The organism is Catalinimonas locisalis (genome assembly GCF_038039535.1).
In the GTDB taxonomy this organism is placed as follows: domain Bacteria; phylum Bacteroidota; class Bacteroidia; order Cytophagales; family Cyclobacteriaceae; genus Catalinimonas.
On the sequence record NZ_JBBPHP010000009.1, the window covers coordinates 53,842 to 75,834 of the forward strand.

Below are 21,993 nucleotides of genomic sequence, written 5' to 3' on the forward strand. Positions count from 1 at the left end.
AAACCTTCAAACCGAACAGTTAATCGCATGGTTTGAGAATACACACTTTATGATTGTAAATCCTACGTCCCAGGGTTGGGAAATAATTTTTCAGCGAGCGCATGCATTACTGGCTGCCAAGCTTGCTTATTACATGGATGAAAAGCTGCGCACACCAGAAGCTATCTGGCTGGAAATGCTCACCAGCATAGCCGAGCACGATGACGGACAATCAGGCTGGAAAGGAAAAAATCACTTGACCAAAGCCAATGCTCCCAAAGACATTACGGAACAAAAATACAATCTGGAACAAGCATACAGAGTCGTTTCTGAGTCTGCACATAAATCACGGTGGATTGCACTGATGGCATCTCTGCACGCCTATCACCTGCATCAGCCATTCTCAGGAGATACTCAGGAAGTGGATAAATTTCTAAAAGAGCAAATCAACTATCAGAAAGAGCTCCGCAAATCACTTGAGATCTCAGTAGAAGAAAGTGAAACCGCCTATACCATCATGCGCTGGTGTGACGAATGTTCTCTGATACTTTGTAAATCTCAGATTCCCCCTCAGGGCAAAAAGCTGGAAGTGGGTATGCTACCATACGGCACTCCAAGATTTATTCATCAACAGGATGATCAGGTAAGCATTAGCCCATGGCCCTTTGGCAAAAAGGAGTTTGAAATCTCGGTAGAATATTACTGTGTGGAACAACTTGCCTTTGATCATGACGAAGCGTTACGAAAGCACCTCAAAAATCAGTCACCAAAAGTACGCGGCTGGCATTTTGTAAAACACACCTAAATTATACCAAGGCCTCATACAATATTTCAGCAGTATGTTTGGCAATACGCCCCGTTCCATCTTTGATCTGGTGACGGCAACTTGTACCGGGAGCGGCAATGATTACTTCTTCCGGCTGCTTTCGCACTGTTGGGAAAAGTACCAATTCTCCAATCTGCATTGAAACATCAAAATGTTCTTTCTCATACCCAAAAGAACCCGCCATTCCACAGCATCCGGAAGGGATCATATGCATTTCGTAATTTTCCGGAAGACTTAGCATTTTCTTGGTAGGTACAAGAGATGAAAGAGCTTTCTGATGGCAGTGCCCATGCAGTTTGATGACCTTTTTCTCCTTGGTAAAAGCTTCTTTGGTAATGTTTCTCTTATCTATCTCACGAGCTATAAACTCATCAAAAAGGTAAGTATGAGCAGCAATGTTTTGGGCATCTTCTTGTTCTGTCCCGCGAGTTAGGTCAATATATTCATCCCTGAGCGTTAAAATAGCAGATGGCTCAATACCAATAATAGGTGTCTGTTCACTAACTATATCCTTCAGATAATTGATATTTTTCTGAGCAATTGCTTTTGCTTTACGCAGCATTCCTTTGGAAAGATACGTTCTGCCGCTTTCCTCATGCTTAGGGATTTCAACCTCATAGCCTAGTTTCTCTAAAAGTAAAATAGCTTTTATTCCGATTTCAGTATCATTATAGTTGGTAAACTCATCGCAGAACAAATACACTTTGCCTTTACCAACTTGCTGTTTTACCGGCAATTCTGAATATTCATCCCCCACAGGGGTAGTAGAAGGAGCAGAAAATCCACTCAAAGCAACTTTATTACCCTGCTTATGCTTTTGATACCATTTGCGCAAAGTGGTTTTGTGCAAGTGCGGCATAGACCGTCCCGGTGCGAAACCAGTAACTTTCTTCATTATGCCTGATGTAAGCGAGTTCTTCACTGACCAATTGTAAAGGCCGGGGGTCAAAGCAGCAATTGAAGTGAGCCTGGTAAAATTGCTGATGATACGATTCCGAAAGCCCACACCATTGGCATCATAATAATGCTGCAAAAACTCGGCTTTCAGTTTGCCTACATCCACATTAGAGGGGCACTCAGACTTGCAGCCTTTACAGGACAGGCACAAGTCCATCACTTCTTTGATTTCCTCATGAGCAAAGCGGTTGGGCTGATCAGAATTGGTCAGAAAATGCCGTAGAATATTGGCTCTGGCCCGGGTAGTATCTTTTTCGTTGCGGGTAGCCATATAGCTGGGGCACATAGTACCACCAGAAATATGCGTCTTACGGCAGTCACCAGAGCCATTACATTGCTCTGCTGCTCTCAACACCCCCAGATTCTGACTAAAGTCAAAAATAGTATCAATATCTGGAGTTGGATGATCAGGCATGTATCGCAAATACTCATTCATGGGAGGTGCATCCACAATTTTTCCGGGATTAAAAATATTCTTTGGGTCCCAGGTATGCTTCACCTCTTTGATCAGCTCATAGTTTTTATCACCGATCATAAAGCGGATAAACTCTGCTCTCAACCTTCCGTCACCATGCTCACCACTGAGTGAGCCACGGTACTTTTTCACCAGTTGAGCAATTTCCTGCGCTATGGTGCGAAACATCTCATTTCCCGGCTGGGTCTTGAGATTAAGGATGGGTCTGAGGTGCAATTCGCCATCACCGGCGTGCGCGTAGTGCACGCAGGATAGACCGTATTTTTTGAGGGTGAGATTAAACTCAGCAATATATTCGGGAAGATCATTCACTGCAACCGCAGTATCTTCTATCACTGGTTGCGCTTTGGCATCTCCCGGAACATTACCCAGGAGACCAAGACCCGCTTTTCGCACGTTCCAGGCGTCTCGGCTATCCTGATTGTAAAGTACTGGAAAATGATAGCCCAGGTCATTTGACTGCATCTCTTTGTACATGGCCTCAATAGCAGCATCTACTTCTTCTCTTGTCTCGCGGGCAAACTCAATCATGAGCACCGCTTTGGGAGAACCTTCAATGAAAGAGGCGTACTTGCGGTACTCAAGGTTGGCACGGGTACGCTCAATGATATGGTCATCCATCAACTCGGAGGCTCCAGCACCATGTTTCATGGCGATGATGTTGGCACGCAATGAGTCTTCAATGGTTTTAAAATGAGGACAGGCTACTCCTACCTCTTTGGGAGGCAAGGGCAGGCAGTTCAATTTAATCTCAGTAATGAATGCCAGAGAGCCTTCAGAGCCGCAGATCAGCTTACACATATTGAAAGCTTCACCACCTTCTGTAAAAATCTCACTGTCCATCAGCACATCAATCGCATAACCCGTATTGCGGCGGCGTTTGATTTCCTTCTTGGGAAACTGTGCCCTAATCTCTTCCTGCACTGCTTTGTCAGACAGGCGATCACGGATCGTTCGGTAAATTTTGACTTCCAATTCACTGACAGCCGTTTCTCCGCTGCACTTCTTCTCAAACTCTTCAGGAGTAAGTGCTTTGAAGATAGTTTTGTTACCATCACTTAAGATAGCTTTCACCTCCAGAGTATGTTCGCGGGTGGTTTGATAGATCGGAGAATGTAGTCCGCAAGAATTGTTACCTACCATCCCTCCTATCATCGCGCGATTGGCGGTAGAAGTCTCCGGACCAAAGTAAAGTCCGTGTTCTTTAAGATAGTAATTAAGATCATCCCGAATGACACCTGGTTGTACTCTCGCCCAGCTTTCTTCTTCGTTTATTTCCAGTATATGGGTAAATGTCTGAGAGATATCTACTACGATACCATTACCTACAACCTGCCCCGCCAGCGAAGTTCCGGCAGCCCGGGGGATCAGCGATACTCCGTTTTGATCAGCAAATTTGATCAGTTTAATGATGTCTTCCTCTGTCTCGGGAATGGCTACTGCTAGAGGCATTTCCTGGTAAGCAGACGCGTCCGTAGCATACAGGGTACGCATCATATGATCGTAATGTAATTTTCCTTCTAGAGTGCTTGCTAGTTGTGTGAGCTGCTGATTATCCATAATCTTCTTTTCAGTCGTCTTGCTGCTGTAAATGTAATACAAAATAGATGACTGTTAAGTTTTTGGGCTGGGTAATGTTGATAAACATCCGCTTCATTTTATCCAGAAATGGTTTCTGATTATTGATTTACTCGCCCTTATTTCTACTAAGCCGTTTACTTACAGTTTACAATTCGTTACCCTTCTTTACCCCACTGTACCAAAAATGCCCCGGCAATCAAGAGTAGTACTCCGATGATTTTTCTCAGATTAATAAGCTGTACGTCAAAACCCATCCAGCCATAATGGTCTACGATGACTGAGAAAATGAGCTGACTGGCAATGATAAGTCCGAATAGTTTGGTAGGGCCAATTATCGGTGCGATAAAGATAACTGAGGTAATGAAAAAAGCACCTAATATACCTCCCAGCCACATCCACCAGCGGGTACGCATGATATGTTCAGCGTTAAGCAAAGAGGGATCTGTGCCGACAATGAGATTGAGTAGGAATAAAGAAAGTGCTCCGGTAGAAAATGAAATCAGGGCAGCTAAAAAAGGACTTCCCAATACCGCTCTGAGCTGAGTGTTGGCACCGGACTGAATGACTACTCCCATGCCTACCAGCAGAGGAATCACTAAAAGTAAGTTTCGCATAAAAATATCAGGCTGATAAAAGAGCAAATATAGCCCAATCAAGCTGATATTAAAAAGTGCTTACTTACCTATCTTCCTGCTTGCTGCTGTTGGCGGTTGGCTACCTGATTAATCAACATACGCAACGCTTCCATTCGCTTGGCAGGATATAAAAAAGTAGCATAATCCAGATATTGTGTGGCCTGTTTTAAGTTTTGCTGATTATAGTAATCCACTGCCTCATTATAATAGTTGAGTGCCGCCAGTTGCTTCAACTCTATTTCTTCATCAATCACAAAATTGTAAGAATACTGATCTTCCTCTTCAGCACGTATGTCCTCAGCATACATCTTCATCATTTCCTGTACTCGCTTCGGATCTTCTACATAGCCACTCCTTGCGTCTGTGCTTTCCAGCAATACCGGACCACTTTCATCTCTGGGCTGTACCATTAAGTAAACATGGTAGGGTAATTCTTTGATCACATAGTCAACTTCAAGCGCATCCAAGATAAGTGCATAAAAAGCGCTACCAGTAATACAATCGTATTGGCCTTTGTCCAGAAGGTCGTAGAGGCTTGCGTGTTCGCTATATCGTTTCATATAGCGATTATGAATTCTATAAAAAGCGTAATGAAGAAACTGCTTTTCAGAATGATAACGGGCTTTTCTCTCGGCTAGCTTTTGGGTAAACTTTTCTATGTCTTCCAGATATTTTTTCAGTTGTTCTTCTGAAAGTTGAGGATCAACGCCAAAAAAAAGGGAAAACTGTTCCTGAGAGATCAATGTCTTCTGCTTTTGCAATGTATCTTCCAGAGGCTGAGGCATAGCACTCACGTCCAAAGTAAAACTTTGGAAAATACTGATACTAATTACTAAGCATGTACTGATTAAAAGTTTTGAATAACGAATAAAAAAAATCTCCATAATGGCACCCCTCCTTTCTTGTAATTTCACCTGATTGTTAAGTCAACTAATATACATACTTTCTTAACAATTTGTTAACATTAAATTAACATTGGGGCAATAATTTACCAACACATGTAATAGATATGTGTTCGGAAAAGAGCGATTTATATGCTAAAAAGGACGAAAAATGAATGTTAAGGAGGAAAATTGAGCATTTCTACATAGTTGTTCGTAGAAATCGGAAGGTTAAATTAATGTTAAGGATGTAATAAATTGCCCCAAACTATAGTGGATAGTCTTCGGCCATCAGGCTTCCACCACAATGGTCTCAGTAATCTTATCGTGAGTGGTCTGGCGGTTACGATCCCAAAAGTACTGAAAGAAACCCAGACCGATTAGGGAACCGGAAGCCGTATAACCCATAACCCTCTCCAGGCTTCCCCATAAGGAAATCTTTTTGCCATTAAGCTTTACCACCCTGATCCGGAGAAAGCGTTTGGCTGGTGTCTGCCCCTGCCATCGCCAGGTGAAAAAAGTAAAATATACAAAGGCACCGAAGAAGCTTACCACCAACCCGAGTGCATCATTCATGTCACTAAGCGGACGAGTCATCCAGGAGAGATTGTTCACAAAAGATGCTTTTGCTGCCTGATAGGTGTCTTCAGAGATGAAACTTAACAGAAATGAAAACAAAATAATAGCAGCAATTACTAACGGGGCATAAATAATTACATATAAATAGACCGTCATATGACGCCGGAACTGGTCTCTAACTTTTTCTTCAATGGCTATTTCCTCCAACTTCTGGTCAGCAATGGCTATGTTTTTTCTCAGTAGCCTGCGATTTTTCACCAGTGTGGTACGAAATCTTTTTTTAAGAAACAGAAGAACAAAAACTACTGGAAACAGAAGTACAAAATACTCGGAACATAATATGATGATCAGCCAGTCCAGGCCGTAAGCAATCGCTCTACGTGGAAAACTAGCTAATCTGCTACCTTGTAGTTTTCCGTCTACCACAATATGACTAAGATCAAATTGTTGCTTTTTATGTAGCTGCTCAGAACTCATACCTAATAAAACGATGACATTTTTTTACAACTCATTACCCTTCAGTGACAAGCAAAGCTAAGCATTTGCCTTATTTAAAAACGTGTAAATATTCTTATAAGCATTAGTTAAGCACAAGGCCACTCGCTTTGTGCTTTCTTTTTACCTCCAAAGTTTAAATATTTATTACAGGTTTTACCGCTTCTTTCCATATATTATTACAGCAATACACAGATACTCCAAATAAAGTAGGTAAATCCGGCATTTCTTTAAATATATGAACCTATTTTTTTAACTTTCGCGCTGCTTTAATGAATTTAATGACAGAATCATTAACAATCTAACCTTTCTTGAATGATGTTAAAAAAAATCTGGATTCTGGTCATCTGTCTGAGCTTCTGGCAGTTGACTTTTGCGCAGGAAGATATTTATCCGGTAAATGATGTGCGGGATAACCGTCCTGGCATTTACCTTTTTCAAAATGCTACCATTATCACTGATTACCAGTCTACCCTTGAAAATGCCTCTCTTCTCATCAGAGATGGGGTTATAGAAGCGGTAGGTACAAATATCAGCGCACCTGCCGGTGCCAGAGTAGTAGACCTCAGAGGTAAGTACATTTACCCCGGCTTCATTGACCTCTACAGCGACTACGGTTTATCAGACGTGCCCCAGGGCCCAGCCTTCAGCTGGGGAAGTGCCGAAAAGCTGGGACCGCAGAAAGAAGGAGCCTTTAGCCAGAATGATGCACTCAAAGCACAGTTTAATGCGGTGGAAGATTTTACTGTGGATGATAAAGAAGCCATGGATTATCGCGCCATTGGTTTTGGTGCGGTACTGACCAATAAAAGAGATGGCCTGGCCCGTGGTTCTTCTGCTCTGGTATCCCTAGGGATGGAGAAAGAAAACAAGGCGGTGCTCAATACCCCTGCCGCAGCTCATTATTCTTTTGACAAGGGTAGCTCCTCCCAATATTATCCGGTATCCAAAATGGGCTTTATCGCGCTGCTGCGCCAGACCTACCTGGATGCCGAATGGTACCAGTCTGCCAATAACAAAGACTATACAGATAATACGCTGGAAGCCTGGATTGACCTGCAAGACCTGCCTCAGATCTTTGATGCTCCCGGCTGGTTGCAAATCATGAGGGCCGATCAATTGGGTGATGAGTTCGGCAAGCAATACATCATTCGTGGAAATGGTGACGAATACCAGCGTCTGCAAGCCTTGAAAGCTACCAACGCTCCCCTCATCGTTCCGGTAAACTTCCCCGATCCCTACGATGTGGATGATCCCTACGAAGCCCGCTATGTAGACTTTAAGGATATGAAACACTGGGAACTGGCACCTGCTAACCTCGGTATGCTGGCTGCCCAGGGTATTGAATTCAGCATCACTTCCGATGGACTTAAAGAAAAGAAAGACTTCTTAAAAAACCTGCGCAAAGCGGTTCAGTATGGCTTAAGTGAAGAAGATGCCCTTAAAGCCCTTACCTATACACCCGCCAGATTAATCAAAGCTGAAAATCAGGTAGGTAGCCTGAAGGAAGGCTCAGTGGCGAACTTCTTTATCAGCTCGGGTAATATTTTTGAAGAGGATGCGGTCATCTACGAAAACTGGATACAGGGCAGAATGTATAAGCAGGCGGATAAAGACGCTCCCGACCTGAGTGGAGCGTATACCCTTAGCGTTGGCAATGACAGCTATGATATGGAAGTGAGTGGACAACCCGGTAAGCAGCAGTTCAGACTGGTCAATGGAGATACTATCAAGATAGACGCTTCTCTTAAAGGAGATATGATTACCCTCAATTTCGCTCCCGAACCTGAAAGTGATCAGATAGTGCGCCTCTCTGGCTGGATAGATGGCGAAGACCTACAGGGCCGTGGCGAACTGGCCGATGGTAGCTGGGTAGACTGGCAGGCAACTTTCCAAAGTGAGCTGGAAGATCAGTCGGGAGATGAAAGTAGTGAAGAAGAGGAGAGCATCAACCTGGATGAGCTTACTGCCATCACTTATCCTTTCATGCCATTTGGTAATGAGGAACTACCTGAAGCGGAAACTTACCTCATCAAAAACGCTACCGTCTGGACCAATGAGGAAGAAGGAATACTGGAGAATGCCGATGTACTGGTGAGAGAAGGTAAAATCGCTGAGGTAGGACAAAACCTTTCTGCCAATGGCGCGGTAGAAATTGATGGTACCGGCAAACACCTCACTTCGGGAGTGATAGACGAACATACCCACATTGCCGCCAGCAGCATCAATGATGTGGCTACGGTTTCTGCCATGGTACGCATGCAGGATGTGTTGGAGTCTAACGATATCAATATCTACCGCCAGCTCTCCGGTGGGGTGACTGCCGCGCAGCTGCTGCACGGTTCCGCTAACCCGGTGGGTGGTCAGTCGGCACTGATCAAAATGCGCTGGGGTGTTACTCCTCAGGAAATGCTGATTGAGGATGCCGATGGCTATATCAAGTTTGCGCTGGGTGAGAATGTAAAGCGTTCTTCCAACGAAAACTCAATACGTTATCCGCAAACCCGTATGGGTGTGGAGCAGGTGTTTGAAGATGCTTTTACCCGTGCCAAGGCTTATGACGAAGAATGGAAAGCTTATAATGCCCTCTCCTCTCGTGATAAAGCCAATGCAGTGAAGCCTCGCCGTGACCTGATGCTGGAAACCATGGCCGAAATTCTCAACAGCGAACGTTTCATTTCCTGCCACTCTTATGTACAGTCAGAGATCAATATGCTGATGAATCTGGCCGATCGTTTTGATTTTACTGTCAATACCTTTACCCACATACTGGAAGGCTATAAGGTGGCGGACAAGATGGCTGAGCATGGCGCTGCCGGTTCTACCTTCTCCGACTGGTGGGCTTATAAGTTTGAAGTGCGCTATGCTATTCCTTACAATGCTACCCTGATGCAAATGGCGGGAGTAAATGTGGCTATCAACTCTGATGATGCGGAGATGGCGCGTCGCCTCAACCAGGAAGCCGCCAAATCAGTGAAATACGGCGGTATGTCGGAAGAAGATGCCTGGAAGATGGTGACGCTGAACCCTGCCAAAATGCTGCACCTGGACGACCGTATGGGCAGCATCAAAGTGGGTAAAGATGCTGACCTGGTACTCTGGTCGGATAATCCGCTCTCCATCTATGCCAAAGCCGAGAAGACGATGGTAGACGGACGTATCTATTATGATATGGAAGAAGATCAGCAGAAGCGTGAGATGATTGTACAAGAAAGAGCCAGACTCGTACAGAAGATGCAGGATGCCAAGAAGAATGGTTCTTCTACCCGCACCCCTACCCGTGAGATGCAGCAGCTCTGGCACTGCGATGATATCCACTTCGGACATGTCGCACACTAATTTTTCCATGAAAAACATGAAATCAAGCATGAATAATTCAATCAATATATTAGTCGTCTGGGCCTTGCTGCTGACGCTGGCTATAGCACCTGCCTTTGCTCAGGTACCCGCTCCGGCACCACCCCAGGAGCAGCCCATCATCATCATGGGGGCCACCGCCCACATCGGCAATGGTGAGGTGATAGAAAACGCGGCCATCGCCTTTGAAAATGGTGAGATCACCCTGGTAGGCTCTGCTTCGGAAGCTCAGAGCATGGACCTCTCCGGTTACGAACAGATCAGTGCCGAAGGCAAGCATGTGTACCCCGGTTTTATTCTACCTGATACTGACCTGGGATTAAAAGAGATAGGTGCGGTACGTGCTACCGTAGACAATGAAGAAGCAGGAGAACTTAATCCAAACGTACGTTCCATCATCTCTTACAACACAGACTCTGAACTGATCCCTACTTTTCGTTTCAACGGAATACTTACCGCCCAGATCGTACCTCAGGGAGGAAGAATACCCGGCACTTCCTCTATCGTGCAATTGGATGCCTGGAACTGGGAGGATGCTGCTATCCAAACCGACGATGCCATGCACATGAACTGGCCAGGTAGGTATAGCGAGCAGTTTGACTATACTACCTATACCGTGAATAGAGTGCCTAATGAAAAGTACGAAGAGCAGGTACAGACTTTGGAAGACCTCTTCTCCGATGCAGTGGCCTACAGCCAGTTGGGCAACGACAAGGAAGTTAATCTTAAGCTGGCAGCCGTGCAGACCTTATTTGATGGCAGCAAAGCCCTGCATATCCATGCCGATGAAGCCCGGGAAATGGCCGAAGCGGTGCTTTTTGCCAAAGAGCATGGCGTAGAGCGTGTGGTGGTGATTGGGGGCTACGAAGCCTTTCTGATCGCCGAGCTTCTCAAAGAGCATGAGGTGCCGGTCATCATAGACAATGTGCATCGCCTGCCTGCCCGTGAGGAAAATGATGTGTTGCTTCCCTATAAGCTGCCTGCCATGCTGCAGGAAGAAGGTGTAAAGGTAAGTCTGGGGTGCAGCTACGGCATGCACTCCCGTTCCCGTAACCTCGGGTTTATGGCAGGTACTGCCAGCGCTTATGGAGTGGATAAAGAAGAAGCCCTGAAAATGATCACCCTTACCACTGCTGAAATCCTTGGGCTGGACGACCGATTAGGCTCACTGGAAGAAGGTAAATCCGCCACCTTATTCATCTCCGATGGGGATGCGCTGGACATGCGGGGCAACATCATTGAGCAGGTATTCATCAACGGCCGCAAGCCTCAGATGGATGCCATGCAGCAGCGCCTGTATGAGAAGTACAAGGAGAAGTTCAGTAATGATTGATAATGGATGACTAATGATTGATGAAGAATGATTAATGAAAAAGTTTTCCTCCATAAGTCATTCTTCATTCCTCATTCATCATTAGTCATTATTCATCAGCTAGCGAGGAGTGGGGACCATGATACCCAGTATTTCCAGCAATTGCGGATCATCGCGGAAGGCAAAGCGGGCAGCCAGACGAAAGCCTTTCATCCATTCCTGATAAGCTTTCAGCGCGGCATTGCGCTTCTGGGTAGCATGCTGGGCTTCACCCTTTTTGCTGATCTGTCGGTTACGCTTATCCAGCAATGCCTGAATCATGGCCTGCATCTGCTGCAACTCTTCTATCGTCACCCCAAACTGTACGATCAGGGCACTATCGCTGAGCAGTTCCTGATAAAATATAGAGGCATTATTCAGCCATTTTTCTACCGCATTGGTATTTTTAACTAACTGAAGTTTGGCAAATTTTTCGCGGTCGCCAGCACAGGCTATTTTAGCCAGTTTACGGTGTGTTTTGTATAGGGCTTTAGTTTCCTCCAGCTCTTCGTAAAAGGATTGCGTAGCTCCAAATTGGCTACCATACTTGCCGATCTTCTCCGTTTGTAATGTGTAGACTGTTTCCAGTAGCCCCCATCCCCGGTTCATCTCTTTGGCGTCATAATTAAGCTTGCCAAGTGTTTTCATAATCTCAGCGTTCTCCATCGCGTTTTTGATGGTAACGCGGCCTGCGCCTAATTCTTCCTGCAATGACTTTTTCATATACAAAATATTTTTTCAGTAAAAATACCGCAAGAATAATTATGATTATTTCAATATAAAATAAGAATATTACCCGTGTCTTTTTTGATCCTGAAAAGCACAAACGTTTCAAAATGCCCCTATACTTCATTTTTAAGAGGTTTTGAAAACAGCTCTGATATGTACAAATCCCTTGCGACACTTGCAAGAGACTGCTCCCTGAGGGGAAATGTCTTGCAAAAATGATAACTTACATAGAAGTGGGGGGAAGTCTCTTGCAAAAGTTACAGAGTATTTCCCCTCGGGGGGAAACGTTTTGCAAAACTGATAAGTCATTTCCCCTCGTGGAGCAATGCCTTGCAAAAGTGATAAGCCATTTCCCCTCGCCTCTCAGTCTTCTGGAAAAGCGGCAAGCCTTTCCCCTCCTCATGCGCAATGCCTTGTAAAATTATTGAGCCTTTCCTTCTGAAAATGTGGTCTTTGGGAATAGTGGGGAGGGGTTGGGTATTCTATAGAGAGGAACTGGTTTAAATTACTATTTTAAAAATGATTAAGACATTATCTTATTTTCTATAATAAGAGTAGTAAGAATAATTAATATATTTATATCAGTTGAAAAAAACAGGAAATCAATGATAAGTACTACACTTACAGATCTTGATGAACTTACAAACAAAGTAAGAAGTAAAATTTCAAAAATATATATTTTAGAGGCTATAAATTCATATAAAGTAGGAGCAAACCGAGCTGCTCTTATTTCAACTTGGATAGCAGTTAATTACGACGTAATAGAAAAAATAAAAGAGTTATCTGAGAGTGGAGATAAAGCCGCGCTTGAGTTTATCACCAATTTAACAAATTCTGTAGAGAACCATAATATTCCAAAATTACAAAGTATAGAAGACAGTATACTTGAAAAAGCCCATCGTGATTTCAGTTTCTTAAATGAGCATGAATATAAATCTTTATGTAGGTTGAAAGAAGATAGAAACCTATGTGCTCATCCTGCTTTTACAAATGACGAAATTCTATATCAACCTACCCCTGAATTAGTACGGGCATACATTGTCCATTCTATAAAATTCTTATTAATTCATCAACCTGTACAAGGAAAGTCAGCAATTGATAGGATAGCATTAGATATAAAAAGAGAAAGTTTTCCATCTGAGTTAGAAAAAGTATATGACTTTCTTCATGAAAAATACCTTAAGAGAGCAAAAGATGCTTTAGTAATTAATTTAATAAAAGCCCTTTCTAAAATATTGATTAATAAAAATGAAGCTAATTATCTTGGTAAAGAAGAAAAGATAATACATTCATTAATTGCAATTTCTAAGATGTATCCGGCAATTTATAAAAACGTGATTAGCGAATATTTAGGTAAGATTGTAGATAGCCTTGAAGATGAAGAGTTGTTGACCATTCTAAATTTGCTCAAGGTAAATTCAGAAAGTTGGGAATGGTTAAATCTCCCTTCTAAGATACGTCTAAAAAACGTGCTTATGGGCAAATTATCAGATAACACAGAAGCATTAGAAAAGTATACACTACTAGAAGATTTACAAATTGAAGACTTTGGAGAAATTAAGGAAAAGGTTTTAAAAGAGATTGACGAAATCTTTTACAAAAAAATATACAAATATTCTAGGGTTAATTCATACAATGAAGCTGAACAAATTGGATATTATGAAATCGTCCCAATTTCAAAGCATTTTAAAACAGATCATGTAAGAAAAGTTATTGAAGCTTTTCTAAAAAACCCTAATGATCAAATAAAATATGCACATGGATCAGTTGAAATATGGATTGAAATCTTTGATAATACTAAAGATTTGTTAAAAGATACAATTACCTATTGGGAAGATTTACTTGAAGAATTAGAAAAACTCCAATGGACCACTAAAGGTAATTATCAAAGATTAATTGAAAGAATTAAAGAATATAAGTTTATTTCTAAATAACAAATTCATGTATTTACTTAAGCCTCTCTCTTCTTCAATAGCAGCGTGTCTCATCAGAACGGGTCATCCCGGAGGGATCTTAGCCAGTATGAAAATCATTGACTTTGCAGGGTGGTAGAAGATTCCTAACGGAATGACACTGAGTAGCGATGCTCGCAATGACGACTGTTGTTCAGGATAAACCTTCCACATTGCCTTTCATCCTTCAGCTATCCCGAAGGATTTCCGGCCTGGAGGGCTTAGCCATGCAGCAAGTTCTCCAGACTTCAAGTTGGCTAAGATTTCCGGGCACGGCGGCTCCGCCTGCGGCTAAGAAATGACAGTTTAGAGCATTTTTGCTTCCTCAGAGTTCTCTGGCGAGTAACTCTGAGGGGGGAAAGGGGGGATAGCACTGTTTTCTCTTATGTTATCATTTCTAAAGTTGCAGGCTAAGCCATATCTTTCCCACAAAAAAGCATGAGCACGCATTATGTGACAGAGAAGGAGTTCCGGGACCAGAACTTTACAGAAAACGCCCTGACCAAAGGGGAATATGAGGACTGTAGCTTTGTCAACTGTAAATTTGCCCAGGCCGATATCGCAGATATCGCTTTTGTAGATTGCCGCTTTGAACATTGCGACTTCAGTCTGGCCAGAATTGCCCATACCGCTTTTCGCGAAGTTACCTTTAAGGCCTGCAAACTGCTGGGCTTACACTTTAATACCTGCAACACCTTTCTGCTTGCTTTTCGTTTTGAAGATTGTCAGCTCAACTCCTCTTCCTTTTATCAGCTCAGCCTTAAGAAAACCGGCTTCATCAACTGTAGCCTCAAAGAAGTGGATTTTGCCGAAGCTGATCTTAGCCAATCCGTATTTGACCACTGCGATCTGGCGGGAGCTGTTTTTGACCAAACCATCCTGGAGAAGGCAGACTTGAGTAGCGCCTACAACTTTACGATTGACCCTGACAACAACCGCATCAAAAAAGCAAGGTTCTCCACTGATGGCCTAGCCGGACTACTACAGAAGTACCAGATTATTATTGAGTGAGAAGGTTTTACAACTATTCTAAGTCCTATACTGTCTTAACGTCAAACGGAATAATAATGATCAAAGCCAACATCTTGCTTATGAGTATTGCTTTCATATTCATAGGCATAACTGCCTGCGAGGAGCCAGACCTGCAAGTTGATGTACCTACCTGCATTGAAAAAAAGATTAGAAAGATCAAAAGAGAGGAAGTACAAAACCCACCCGCAAAAGTCTGGAGGTGGGAAGCCGATAGACACACCTATTTCTACATCACTTCTGGCTGTTGCGATCAATTCAACTATCTGTATGATGACGATTGCGATATAGTCTGTGCCCCTGATGGTGGATTTACAGGTGGTGGAGATGGCAACTGCTCTGATCTTAGCGAGCCTATTGAGTACACATTGGTGTGGGAAGATAATAGGGAGTACAAATAAATTTAAAGTACTGCCTAAAAAAGCTATCATAGCAGCCTGCTACTCAGTTGTATGCCAAACAAGCGGGGTGGTCCGGCGATGAAGGTTGGGATGCCGAAGGCTTCCCCAGTATTACCCGCGTCTATAAGGTACTCTTCGTTCAGTGCATTATTGACATAAAAAGCCACTTCATAGATACCTTTCCACAACTTCATGCCTGTTCTGACATTAAGCAATCCATAGCCATCCTGTGAGATATTGGGCTGGTTCTCTTCTTCAAAGTAAACTTTGGATTTGTAGTTATAAGTAGGGCGGAAAAACACCCTTCCCCAACTGGCTACCGGCATCTCAAAATTGAGCCCCAGAGAACCGGAATGCTCGGGCGTTAAACGAAAGGTATTGCCTGCCAGTGACTGCTCATTACCCTCGGAATCAGTATCATCAAAGCGGGCATGGATGAAAGCATAGTTGGCAAACACCTGCAGAGGACGCGATACCACGTATTGCATAGCGGTTTCAAACCCTAAGGCGGTAGCGTTGCCCACATCCCTGGTCTCAAATACAAGTCCCTGATCTTCAGTAAGGCGGGCTACCTGCGTCTGAAAATCACTGTAGTCGTAATAATAAGTGTTGAAGTCCCACTGTAGGCGATTGTCCCGGCTTAGCAGTTTGGTCCCGACTTCATAGCTCCAGACAATTTCATCATTAAGCACACTCACGTCAGTTCCCAATACCTGAATAACATTGGGCCGCCTTCCCCGGGAGATACTGGCAAAAACATTCAAGGCTTCTGAGACTTTGTAATCCAGGGCTAAACGGCCCACTGCGGAAAGGTAGGATTCGGAATGAGATACGCGTCCGTTGGTAGGGGGGAAAATGTTGTTGGGGAAATTCCCCAGCACAAAGCCTAACAGACCCAGAGAGTCAGCATCCTGACTTTCAATGGCACCGGTAATATTTTCAAAAGTACCTCTTAAACCTAAGGTCACATCCAGTTCATCCGTAAGCTCATACGTACCATCGGCAAAAATTTCAAAGGCGTAGTTCTTTCCGTAGTTGGTCTGCCCTTCCCGGTGAAAAGACTTCAGCGGTAAACCTGAAAGCGGCCCCAGGAACTGAGGTAAATCCGGTAAGGTGGGTATCAGGTTAGGCGTACCATCGGGGTTTACGAGTGGCTCGGGGGGTATTGCCGTCAATATCTGCTCCTTTTGCCCTTCAGACAGACCAGGGTTGTTCATGACACTTCCTCTCACAAAAGGGTTGAACAGCGCATACATGCTGCGCTCATCGGTTTCAACAGGGGTAGACTGTGAGCCATCCTCCCAGTAAAAGTTGACTCCCCCAAAGCCGGAAAAGCCTTGCAGGTTGTTGTAATTGAACCTTACTTCCTGGCTGAATTGTTTGCCGATGGCTTCTTCGGCTATCCATAAGGCAGGGGCTACCGTACCATCGGCATCAAATGCCTCATAAGAATCAAAAGCCCGGTAGGCCGTGATGGAAGTGAGGTCCCACATATTGGTCAGCGAGCGGTTGACCAGCAAAGTAGCGCCCCAAACCGTACGGTCAACGCCTAACTCCTCTCCTCTTTCCAGATCGGCAAATGTAAAGGGGCTGGTATCCCCACCAGCGGGGGCATAAGTACCACTCTTGAAGGAGGTTCCGGGCGGAGTATCCAGTTGATAATTGAAGATAAAATCCACTACCGTTTGCTTGTCGGGCAGGTAACGCCAGGCGGTGCGAAAGGCTTTGGTGTCTTTACCATTCAGTTTGCCCCCGGAAAGATTATCAATAAAACCTTCTCTTTCGTTGAAGATACCAGCTACCCTGGCAAAGAGCTTATTTTCTATGATGGGAAGGTTAAGATGTCCGGTCAGTAGATACTGACCATAGTTACCAAAACCCGCTTTCAGCTCAGCACTGGTTTGGCTCTGTGCTTTTTGCTGAATCAGATGGATAGCTCCGATCTGTGCCCCTCGTCCGAAGAGTGTGCCCTGCGGACCTTTCAATACCTCTACCCTTTCCATATCATACAGTTCTACCACCGAACCCCGTGACTTGCTGATGGATACCCCATCCTGAAAAACTGATACCCGGGGTTCAATGCGTGCGTCACCATTGTCACTGGTAATGCCCCGCACGACAAAGCCGGGATTATTCACGCTTTGAATCTGCACCTGCAAACCGGGCACATAATCCGAGAGGGCATCAAACTCAAATATGTTGGTTTCCTGTAAAAAAGAGCCATCGTAGGTAGTGATCGCGATGGGGACTTCCTGTACCAGTTGAGTCCTTTTTTGTGCAGTTACGATCAATCCATCCAGTGCCAGTATATCTTCTTCCAGTTGAATGTTAAGCACTCTATTCTCACCAGCATTCAGCTCTAGAGTTTCGTTATAGGTTTTGTATCCTACAAAGCTTACCATCATTTCATATACTCCCTCCGGAATATTGCGAATAAAAAAGCGTCCTTCCAGGTCACTGATGCTTCCATGAGTACTACCGAGTAAAGAAATATTTGCACCAGGTACGGGAGCGCCATCACTCGCCTGCACAATAGTGCCTTCAATGTTTGCCAGATTGTCTTGTGCATACAATAAGTTTGTAATCAGGCAAAGCATAATGCAAAATAGAAAAGCTGAGGGCAGTGCTTTTAACTTCATGAGGATACAGATATTCCATTTCATATGCCTGAAGATAGACATTGGTAAACCTGATTGCAACATAAAAAAAGCTACCTCCTTTTAACCGGAAGTAGCTGTTCATTTTAAATGAGACTACAGTATATTAGCTCACCACCCTAAATGAAGTAAGTGCTTAAACTAACTCCAGGCGGTTTTCCATCACCACGCGAGCAAGTTCCATAAAACTTCTCGCTCCTGTCTTTTTCAGGATACGAGAGCGGTGGTTTTCAGCAGTCCTTTTACTGATGCCGTACAGGTCGGCAATATCATGGTTGCTCTTACCGTCTACTACTGCGCTGAGAATTTCTTTCTCTCTGCGAGTGAGCTGGTTGATTTTGTCAATCAGTCCTCCTTTAGGGGGCTCAGGTGTCCAGTCACCGATCAGTGTTTCAATAATCTTCGGGCTGTAGTACTTTTTCCCGTTGCACACATCTTCAATACCCCGCATCAATTCTTCACCGGAAGCATCTTTAGGTAAAAACCCTTTGGCTCCCAGCTTGATTGACTGCTGAATATTGGAGGGGTTGGCATACATGGAAAGGATAAGAAATTTGATTTCCGGGCGGTCTTTGTAAGAGGCACGCAATAGCTCAAGGCCATCTCCTTCTCCAAGAGAGAGGTCCAGAATACAAACATCAACTTTCTGTTTACTCAATACTTGTTCAGCTTCTTCCAAAGAAGAAACTTTACCTACGATTGAGTACTCTTCACGTCCATCTAACATAAATCCGATCAGATCTCTGATCATTTGATGGTCATCTACAATGAGTATTTTACATTCATTTTTCATAATCGTTGGGGCAGGGGTAAATATGTAATTAGAGAAAATTAATACCTACGTATCAAAACGAAATTTAGGATTTTTTTCACTTAATACAAGTAATATGTGCCTTTATTCATTTCTGAGGTAAGTTTTTATATTTCCATCTCTGTATTATTTCGTTAAAGTAATCATCCAGTTTTTGGACAAGTTCCTCTTTAGCAGACAGTTGGGTAGGTAAGTCAGACATGGCTTCCAAAAAGTCCAGAAATGAATATTCATGCATAACTTTAAGCGCGCTGCTCAACTTATGCACCATCTGCAAATACAATCTGTAATTCTGCTGAAGAATACTTTGGGAAAGTTGTTCTTTGATTGTTAATAATTCTCCTTCCATATTATTTACAATACTCTGATAGTGAGCAGGTTGATGCTCACGCAAAAAATCAAGGGCATCCTGGCTTTTGAAGGCATTACCCCTATCCTGCCCCATCTCCATATCTGATAGCGCTTGCTCGTTGGGGGTTAAATACTTACGCAACACGTAAAAAAACTTATCAAAGTTGATGGGCTTCTGTATATAATCATCAAAACACCGCTGCCCATTATCATCCAAATTGTAAGCAGAAATAACGATATATGGAATGTTATGATAATGAGAATTTATTTTTTTTAAGTTCGCCACTACATCCTCTCCACTTCCATCAGGTAGCCTGAAATCAGTAAGTACAAGGTCATATTTGTTTTGGGCTGCCATTTCCTCTGCCTCATTTACATTTGCTGCCAGGTCAAGGTTAAGATTCCACATCTTTACGTAGCCCTTGAGCAGTAACTGATTGTACACCGCATCTTCCACATACAGCACTTTCTTATTAGTAAGTTGGAAATGCTTTTGCAGCTCATTACTTTTTTCTCTCTGTCCGCTACTTTGTACTTTTGAGAAAGGTAAGGTAAAGATAAATCTTGTGCCTTTGCCAAATTCGCTTTCTACCTTTATGCTTCCGGACATAAGATTGACCAGTTCCTTAACGATGTATAAGCCCAACCCAGTCCCCCCTTTTTGCTGGTTGATGAGCAGGTCATCCTGCTCAAAAGCGTCAAAGATTTTTTCCAGACTTTTTGAAACAATGCCTACCCCGCTATCCGAAACTACAAACTGCAGGAGGTAGTGATCTGCCATCTGCTTCAATTGCTTTACCTCCAGGCGTACGCATCCCCGGTACGTATATTTTACTGCATTACTGATCAGGTTAAAGATAATCTGGTTGAAACGGGTAGGGTCTCCGAGTACCTCTTCAGGAATATTGTCATCAACCTTTACTTCCAGGGTAGTTTCTTTATCTGCCAGTTGGGGGCGAAAAAGATCTTCTGTTTGTCTGAGCTGCTCCGTGATACTAAATGGTATCTCTTCCAGGCTAATTTTTCCGTACTGTAGCTTGGCAGTATCCAATATATCATTGATCAGGGAAAGCAGGTGGCTGGCTGAAAAATTAAGCGTTTTGATTTGTTCCTGACTTTTGCTCAGATCAGCTTGTTGTAGTAAACGACTGATCCCCACAATGGCGTTGAGTGGATTACGAATTTCATGACTGACAATCTGCAGAAAACGATCTTTTGCCTGCCTTGAAATCTCCGCCTGCTCTTTAGCCAGTATCAGTTCCTTTTCCCTTTGTTTTACTTCGGTAATATCCTGAGTGGTACCGATAAGTTTATCCGACTCTCCTTCTTCGCTGCGTGTATAAAACTTTCCGGTACTCCTTAGCACTTTCTCAACACCAGAGCCCAGTCGTACCCGAAACTCTATGCTATGAGTTGGTTTATCTTCAGGTAGTGTTAATATGTCGTTCATAAAATTTTCCAAATTTTCCCGATCTTCTTTCACTACCAATTGAATGAGAATCTCCATCAATTTGGCCCCCTTAACATTACTATCTATTTCATAGATGTTGTAGAGCTCTTCTGAGAATATCAACACTTTTTCGGCAATGTTCCAGGTCCAGCTTCCTACTTTGGCAATATGCTGAGCAAAATTCAATATCCTGTCCTGCTGCAGAAGCTTCTGCTCTACTAACTTACGATTATGAATGCTACTGATAGCCCCTACCATGAAACCAATCTCCTTCTGGCCATTCATGATTACGGTGCCTTTTGCTTCGTACCAGCGATATTCTCCACTTTCAGATAAAAGGCGAATTTCACGGCTAAACCGTGGTAAATTTCCCTTCAGACAATCATCCAGTATTTTAGTAATTTCTTTAATATCGTTTGGGTGAATTAGTTGTTTCCAGCTTGCTTCGTTCCAAATACTTTTTCGTACCTGTAGCCTGTTGAGTATCCATCGGTATTTGGGAGAAATGTAGGTTTCATTATTAGCTTTGTTCCAGTACCAGATTCCATCGTTGGTATTTTCTGCGGTAAGCCGGTAGCGCTCTTCACTTTCTTTCAGGCGGGCCTCTGACTCTTTTCTTCGGCTGATATCCTGAATAGTTCCGATAATTTTCAGGATAAGGCCCTCATCATCCAACTCCAGGCGCACAATTGATAAGAGGTGTTTTTCTTCTCCTCTTTTGGTAATCACTCGGTGTTCAAAGCTTCCCCCCTTCTTTTTTTCCAACATCTCCCTCAGGTTATTTTTTACTGCCTTACGATCTTCAGGATGTACGTAATGGAGATAAGAGGTAGCAAAAGAGTCTTTTTCTTCCTGACTCCGTATGCCCATTATCTGACAGAAGGTTTGCGAGTAATGACTCTTGAACTTCTCACCATCTACGCTGATGGTATAACTGCCCAGCTGAGCAATCTGCTGAGCTTCTGCCAGCCTTTGTTCACTTTCCAGGAGCTGCTGTTGAGCCAGCTTAATCGTAGTGATATCTATGATGCGGATAAAGATGAGTGTATTTTCCAGCAGGTTGATTTTTTTGCAAACCATATGTCCCCAGCGCTGATTACTTCTAGAGGTGGTAAACTCAACTTCCATGGAAACCTCAGGATGATCTTTCAGTGCAGAACCCAGTTCTTTCAGCACCTCAAAAAAAACGGGGCGATCCTGAAATAGATTATCCAGATAGGTAGCTAAATTTTCTTTGGTATCAAGCTCCAGTAGAGAGAGGGCCGCCTGATTACAGCCTTCCAAAAAAAGTGTTTCATGGTTAATCAGTAAAATAGCATCAGGTGAGAGGTTGATAACCTGATCAGCATAGAGCTTGAGTAGTTCGCTATTATCAAAAGGTCTGTACTCCTGACTTTCATTTTGTTTAACGAATAAGTCTACCAGCGCTTCTTTGTCCAAACGCTCCAGGTATGCGCGCGTATAAGCCATAAATCCTCCGTGTGATCCTTATAAAGG

15 protein-coding genes are annotated in these 21,993 nt (G+C 43.5%); 7 read left to right on the top strand and 8 right to left on the bottom strand.

The features are described from left to right. The first annotated feature begins 49 nt into the window (after positions 1–49). Entirely contained in the window at positions 50–784 is a 735-nt protein-coding gene (locus WJR50_RS13710; RefSeq protein WP_341293859.1) for a DUF3891 family protein, read from the top strand. Position 785: 1 nt separating this feature from the next. Here the strand turns inward: WJR50_RS13710 and WJR50_RS13715 are convergent, their stop codons facing one another. The 4 genes from WJR50_RS13715 to WJR50_RS13730 form a co-directional block, all read right to left on the bottom strand. Continuing rightward, the gene (locus tag WJR50_RS13715) at positions 786–3,797 is read right to left on the bottom strand and encodes an FAD-binding and (Fe-S)-binding domain-containing protein (RefSeq protein WP_341293860.1); all 3,012 of its coding nucleotides are present in this window, start codon (positions 3,795–3,797) and stop codon (positions 786–788) included. 176 nt (positions 3,798–3,973) lie between these two features. Further along, on the bottom strand, positions 3,974–4,432 hold the full coding sequence (locus WJR50_RS13720; protein WP_341293861.1) for a DMT family transporter: 459 nt from the start codon (positions 4,430–4,432) through the stop codon (positions 3,974–3,976). Between the two features lie 68 nt (positions 4,433–4,500). Further along, positions 4,501–5,238: a hypothetical protein gene (locus WJR50_RS13725; RefSeq protein ID WP_341293862.1), complete on the bottom strand. Its 738-nt coding sequence runs from the start codon at positions 5,236–5,238 to the stop codon at positions 4,501–4,503. Positions 5,239–5,625: 387 nt separating this feature from the next. Further along, complete coding sequence (locus WJR50_RS13730; protein WP_341293863.1) at positions 5,626–6,390, bottom strand: RDD family protein; 765 nt, start codon at positions 6,388–6,390, stop codon at positions 5,626–5,628. Positions 6,391–6,723: 333 nt separating this feature from the next. Between WJR50_RS13730 and WJR50_RS13735 the strand changes: the two genes are divergently transcribed. Both WJR50_RS13735 and WJR50_RS13740 read left to right on the top strand, forming a co-directional pair. After that, positions 6,724–9,747 carry an amidohydrolase family protein gene (locus tag WJR50_RS13735; protein WP_341293864.1) on the top strand — a complete coding sequence of 1,008 codons (3,024 nt, stop codon included), beginning with the start codon at positions 6,724–6,726 and terminating at the stop codon, positions 9,745–9,747. Positions 9,748–9,775: 28 nt separating this feature from the next. Further along, complete coding sequence (locus WJR50_RS13740) at positions 9,776–11,098, top strand: amidohydrolase family protein (protein ID WP_341293865.1); 1,323 nt, start codon at positions 9,776–9,778, stop codon at positions 11,096–11,098. A gap of 99 nt (positions 11,099–11,197) precedes the next feature. On the opposite strand, the gene WJR50_RS13745 is transcribed toward WJR50_RS13740, so the two are convergent. Continuing rightward, positions 11,198–11,839: a PQLLE family protein gene (locus WJR50_RS13745; protein ID WP_341293866.1), complete on the bottom strand. Its 642-nt coding sequence runs from the start codon at positions 11,837–11,839 to the stop codon at positions 11,198–11,200. A 611-nt stretch (positions 11,840–12,450) separates the two neighbouring features. Here WJR50_RS13745 and WJR50_RS13750 point away from each other — a divergent pair. The 4 genes from WJR50_RS13750 (at position 12,451) to WJR50_RS13765 (ending at position 15,227) form a co-directional block, all read left to right on the top strand. Then, entirely contained in the window at positions 12,451–13,779 is a 1,329-nt protein-coding gene (locus tag WJR50_RS13750; RefSeq protein WP_341293867.1) for a hypothetical protein, read from the top strand. A 158-nt stretch (positions 13,780–13,937) separates the two neighbouring features. Continuing rightward, a complete protein-coding gene (locus tag WJR50_RS13755; protein WP_341293868.1) occupies positions 13,938–14,099 on the top strand; it encodes a hypothetical protein in 162 nt (53 codons plus the stop codon). 136 nt (positions 14,100–14,235) lie between these two features. Beyond that, positions 14,236–14,808: a pentapeptide repeat-containing protein gene (locus WJR50_RS13760; protein WP_341293869.1), complete on the top strand. Its 573-nt coding sequence runs from the start codon at positions 14,236–14,238 to the stop codon at positions 14,806–14,808. A gap of 80 nt (positions 14,809–14,888) precedes the next feature. Next, complete coding sequence (locus tag WJR50_RS13765; protein ID WP_341293870.1) at positions 14,889–15,227, top strand: DUF6970 domain-containing protein; 339 nt, start codon at positions 14,889–14,891, stop codon at positions 15,225–15,227. A gap of 26 nt (positions 15,228–15,253) precedes the next feature. Here the strand turns inward: WJR50_RS13765 and WJR50_RS13770 are convergent, their stop codons facing one another. The 3 genes from WJR50_RS13770 to WJR50_RS13780 form a co-directional block, all read right to left on the bottom strand. Continuing rightward, positions 15,254–17,866 (bottom strand): TonB-dependent receptor, encoded by a 2,613-nt coding sequence (locus tag WJR50_RS13770; RefSeq protein ID WP_341293871.1) that lies wholly within the window; start codon positions 17,864–17,866, stop codon positions 15,254–15,256. A gap of 154 nt (positions 17,867–18,020) precedes the next feature. Then, complete coding sequence (locus WJR50_RS13775; protein WP_341293872.1) at positions 18,021–18,677, bottom strand: response regulator; 657 nt, start codon at positions 18,675–18,677, stop codon at positions 18,021–18,023. Between the two features lie 106 nt (positions 18,678–18,783). Continuing rightward, entirely contained in the window at positions 18,784–21,966 is a 3,183-nt protein-coding gene (locus WJR50_RS13780) for a hybrid sensor histidine kinase/response regulator (protein ID WP_341293873.1), read from the bottom strand. Positions 21,967–21,993: the final 27 nt, after the last annotated feature.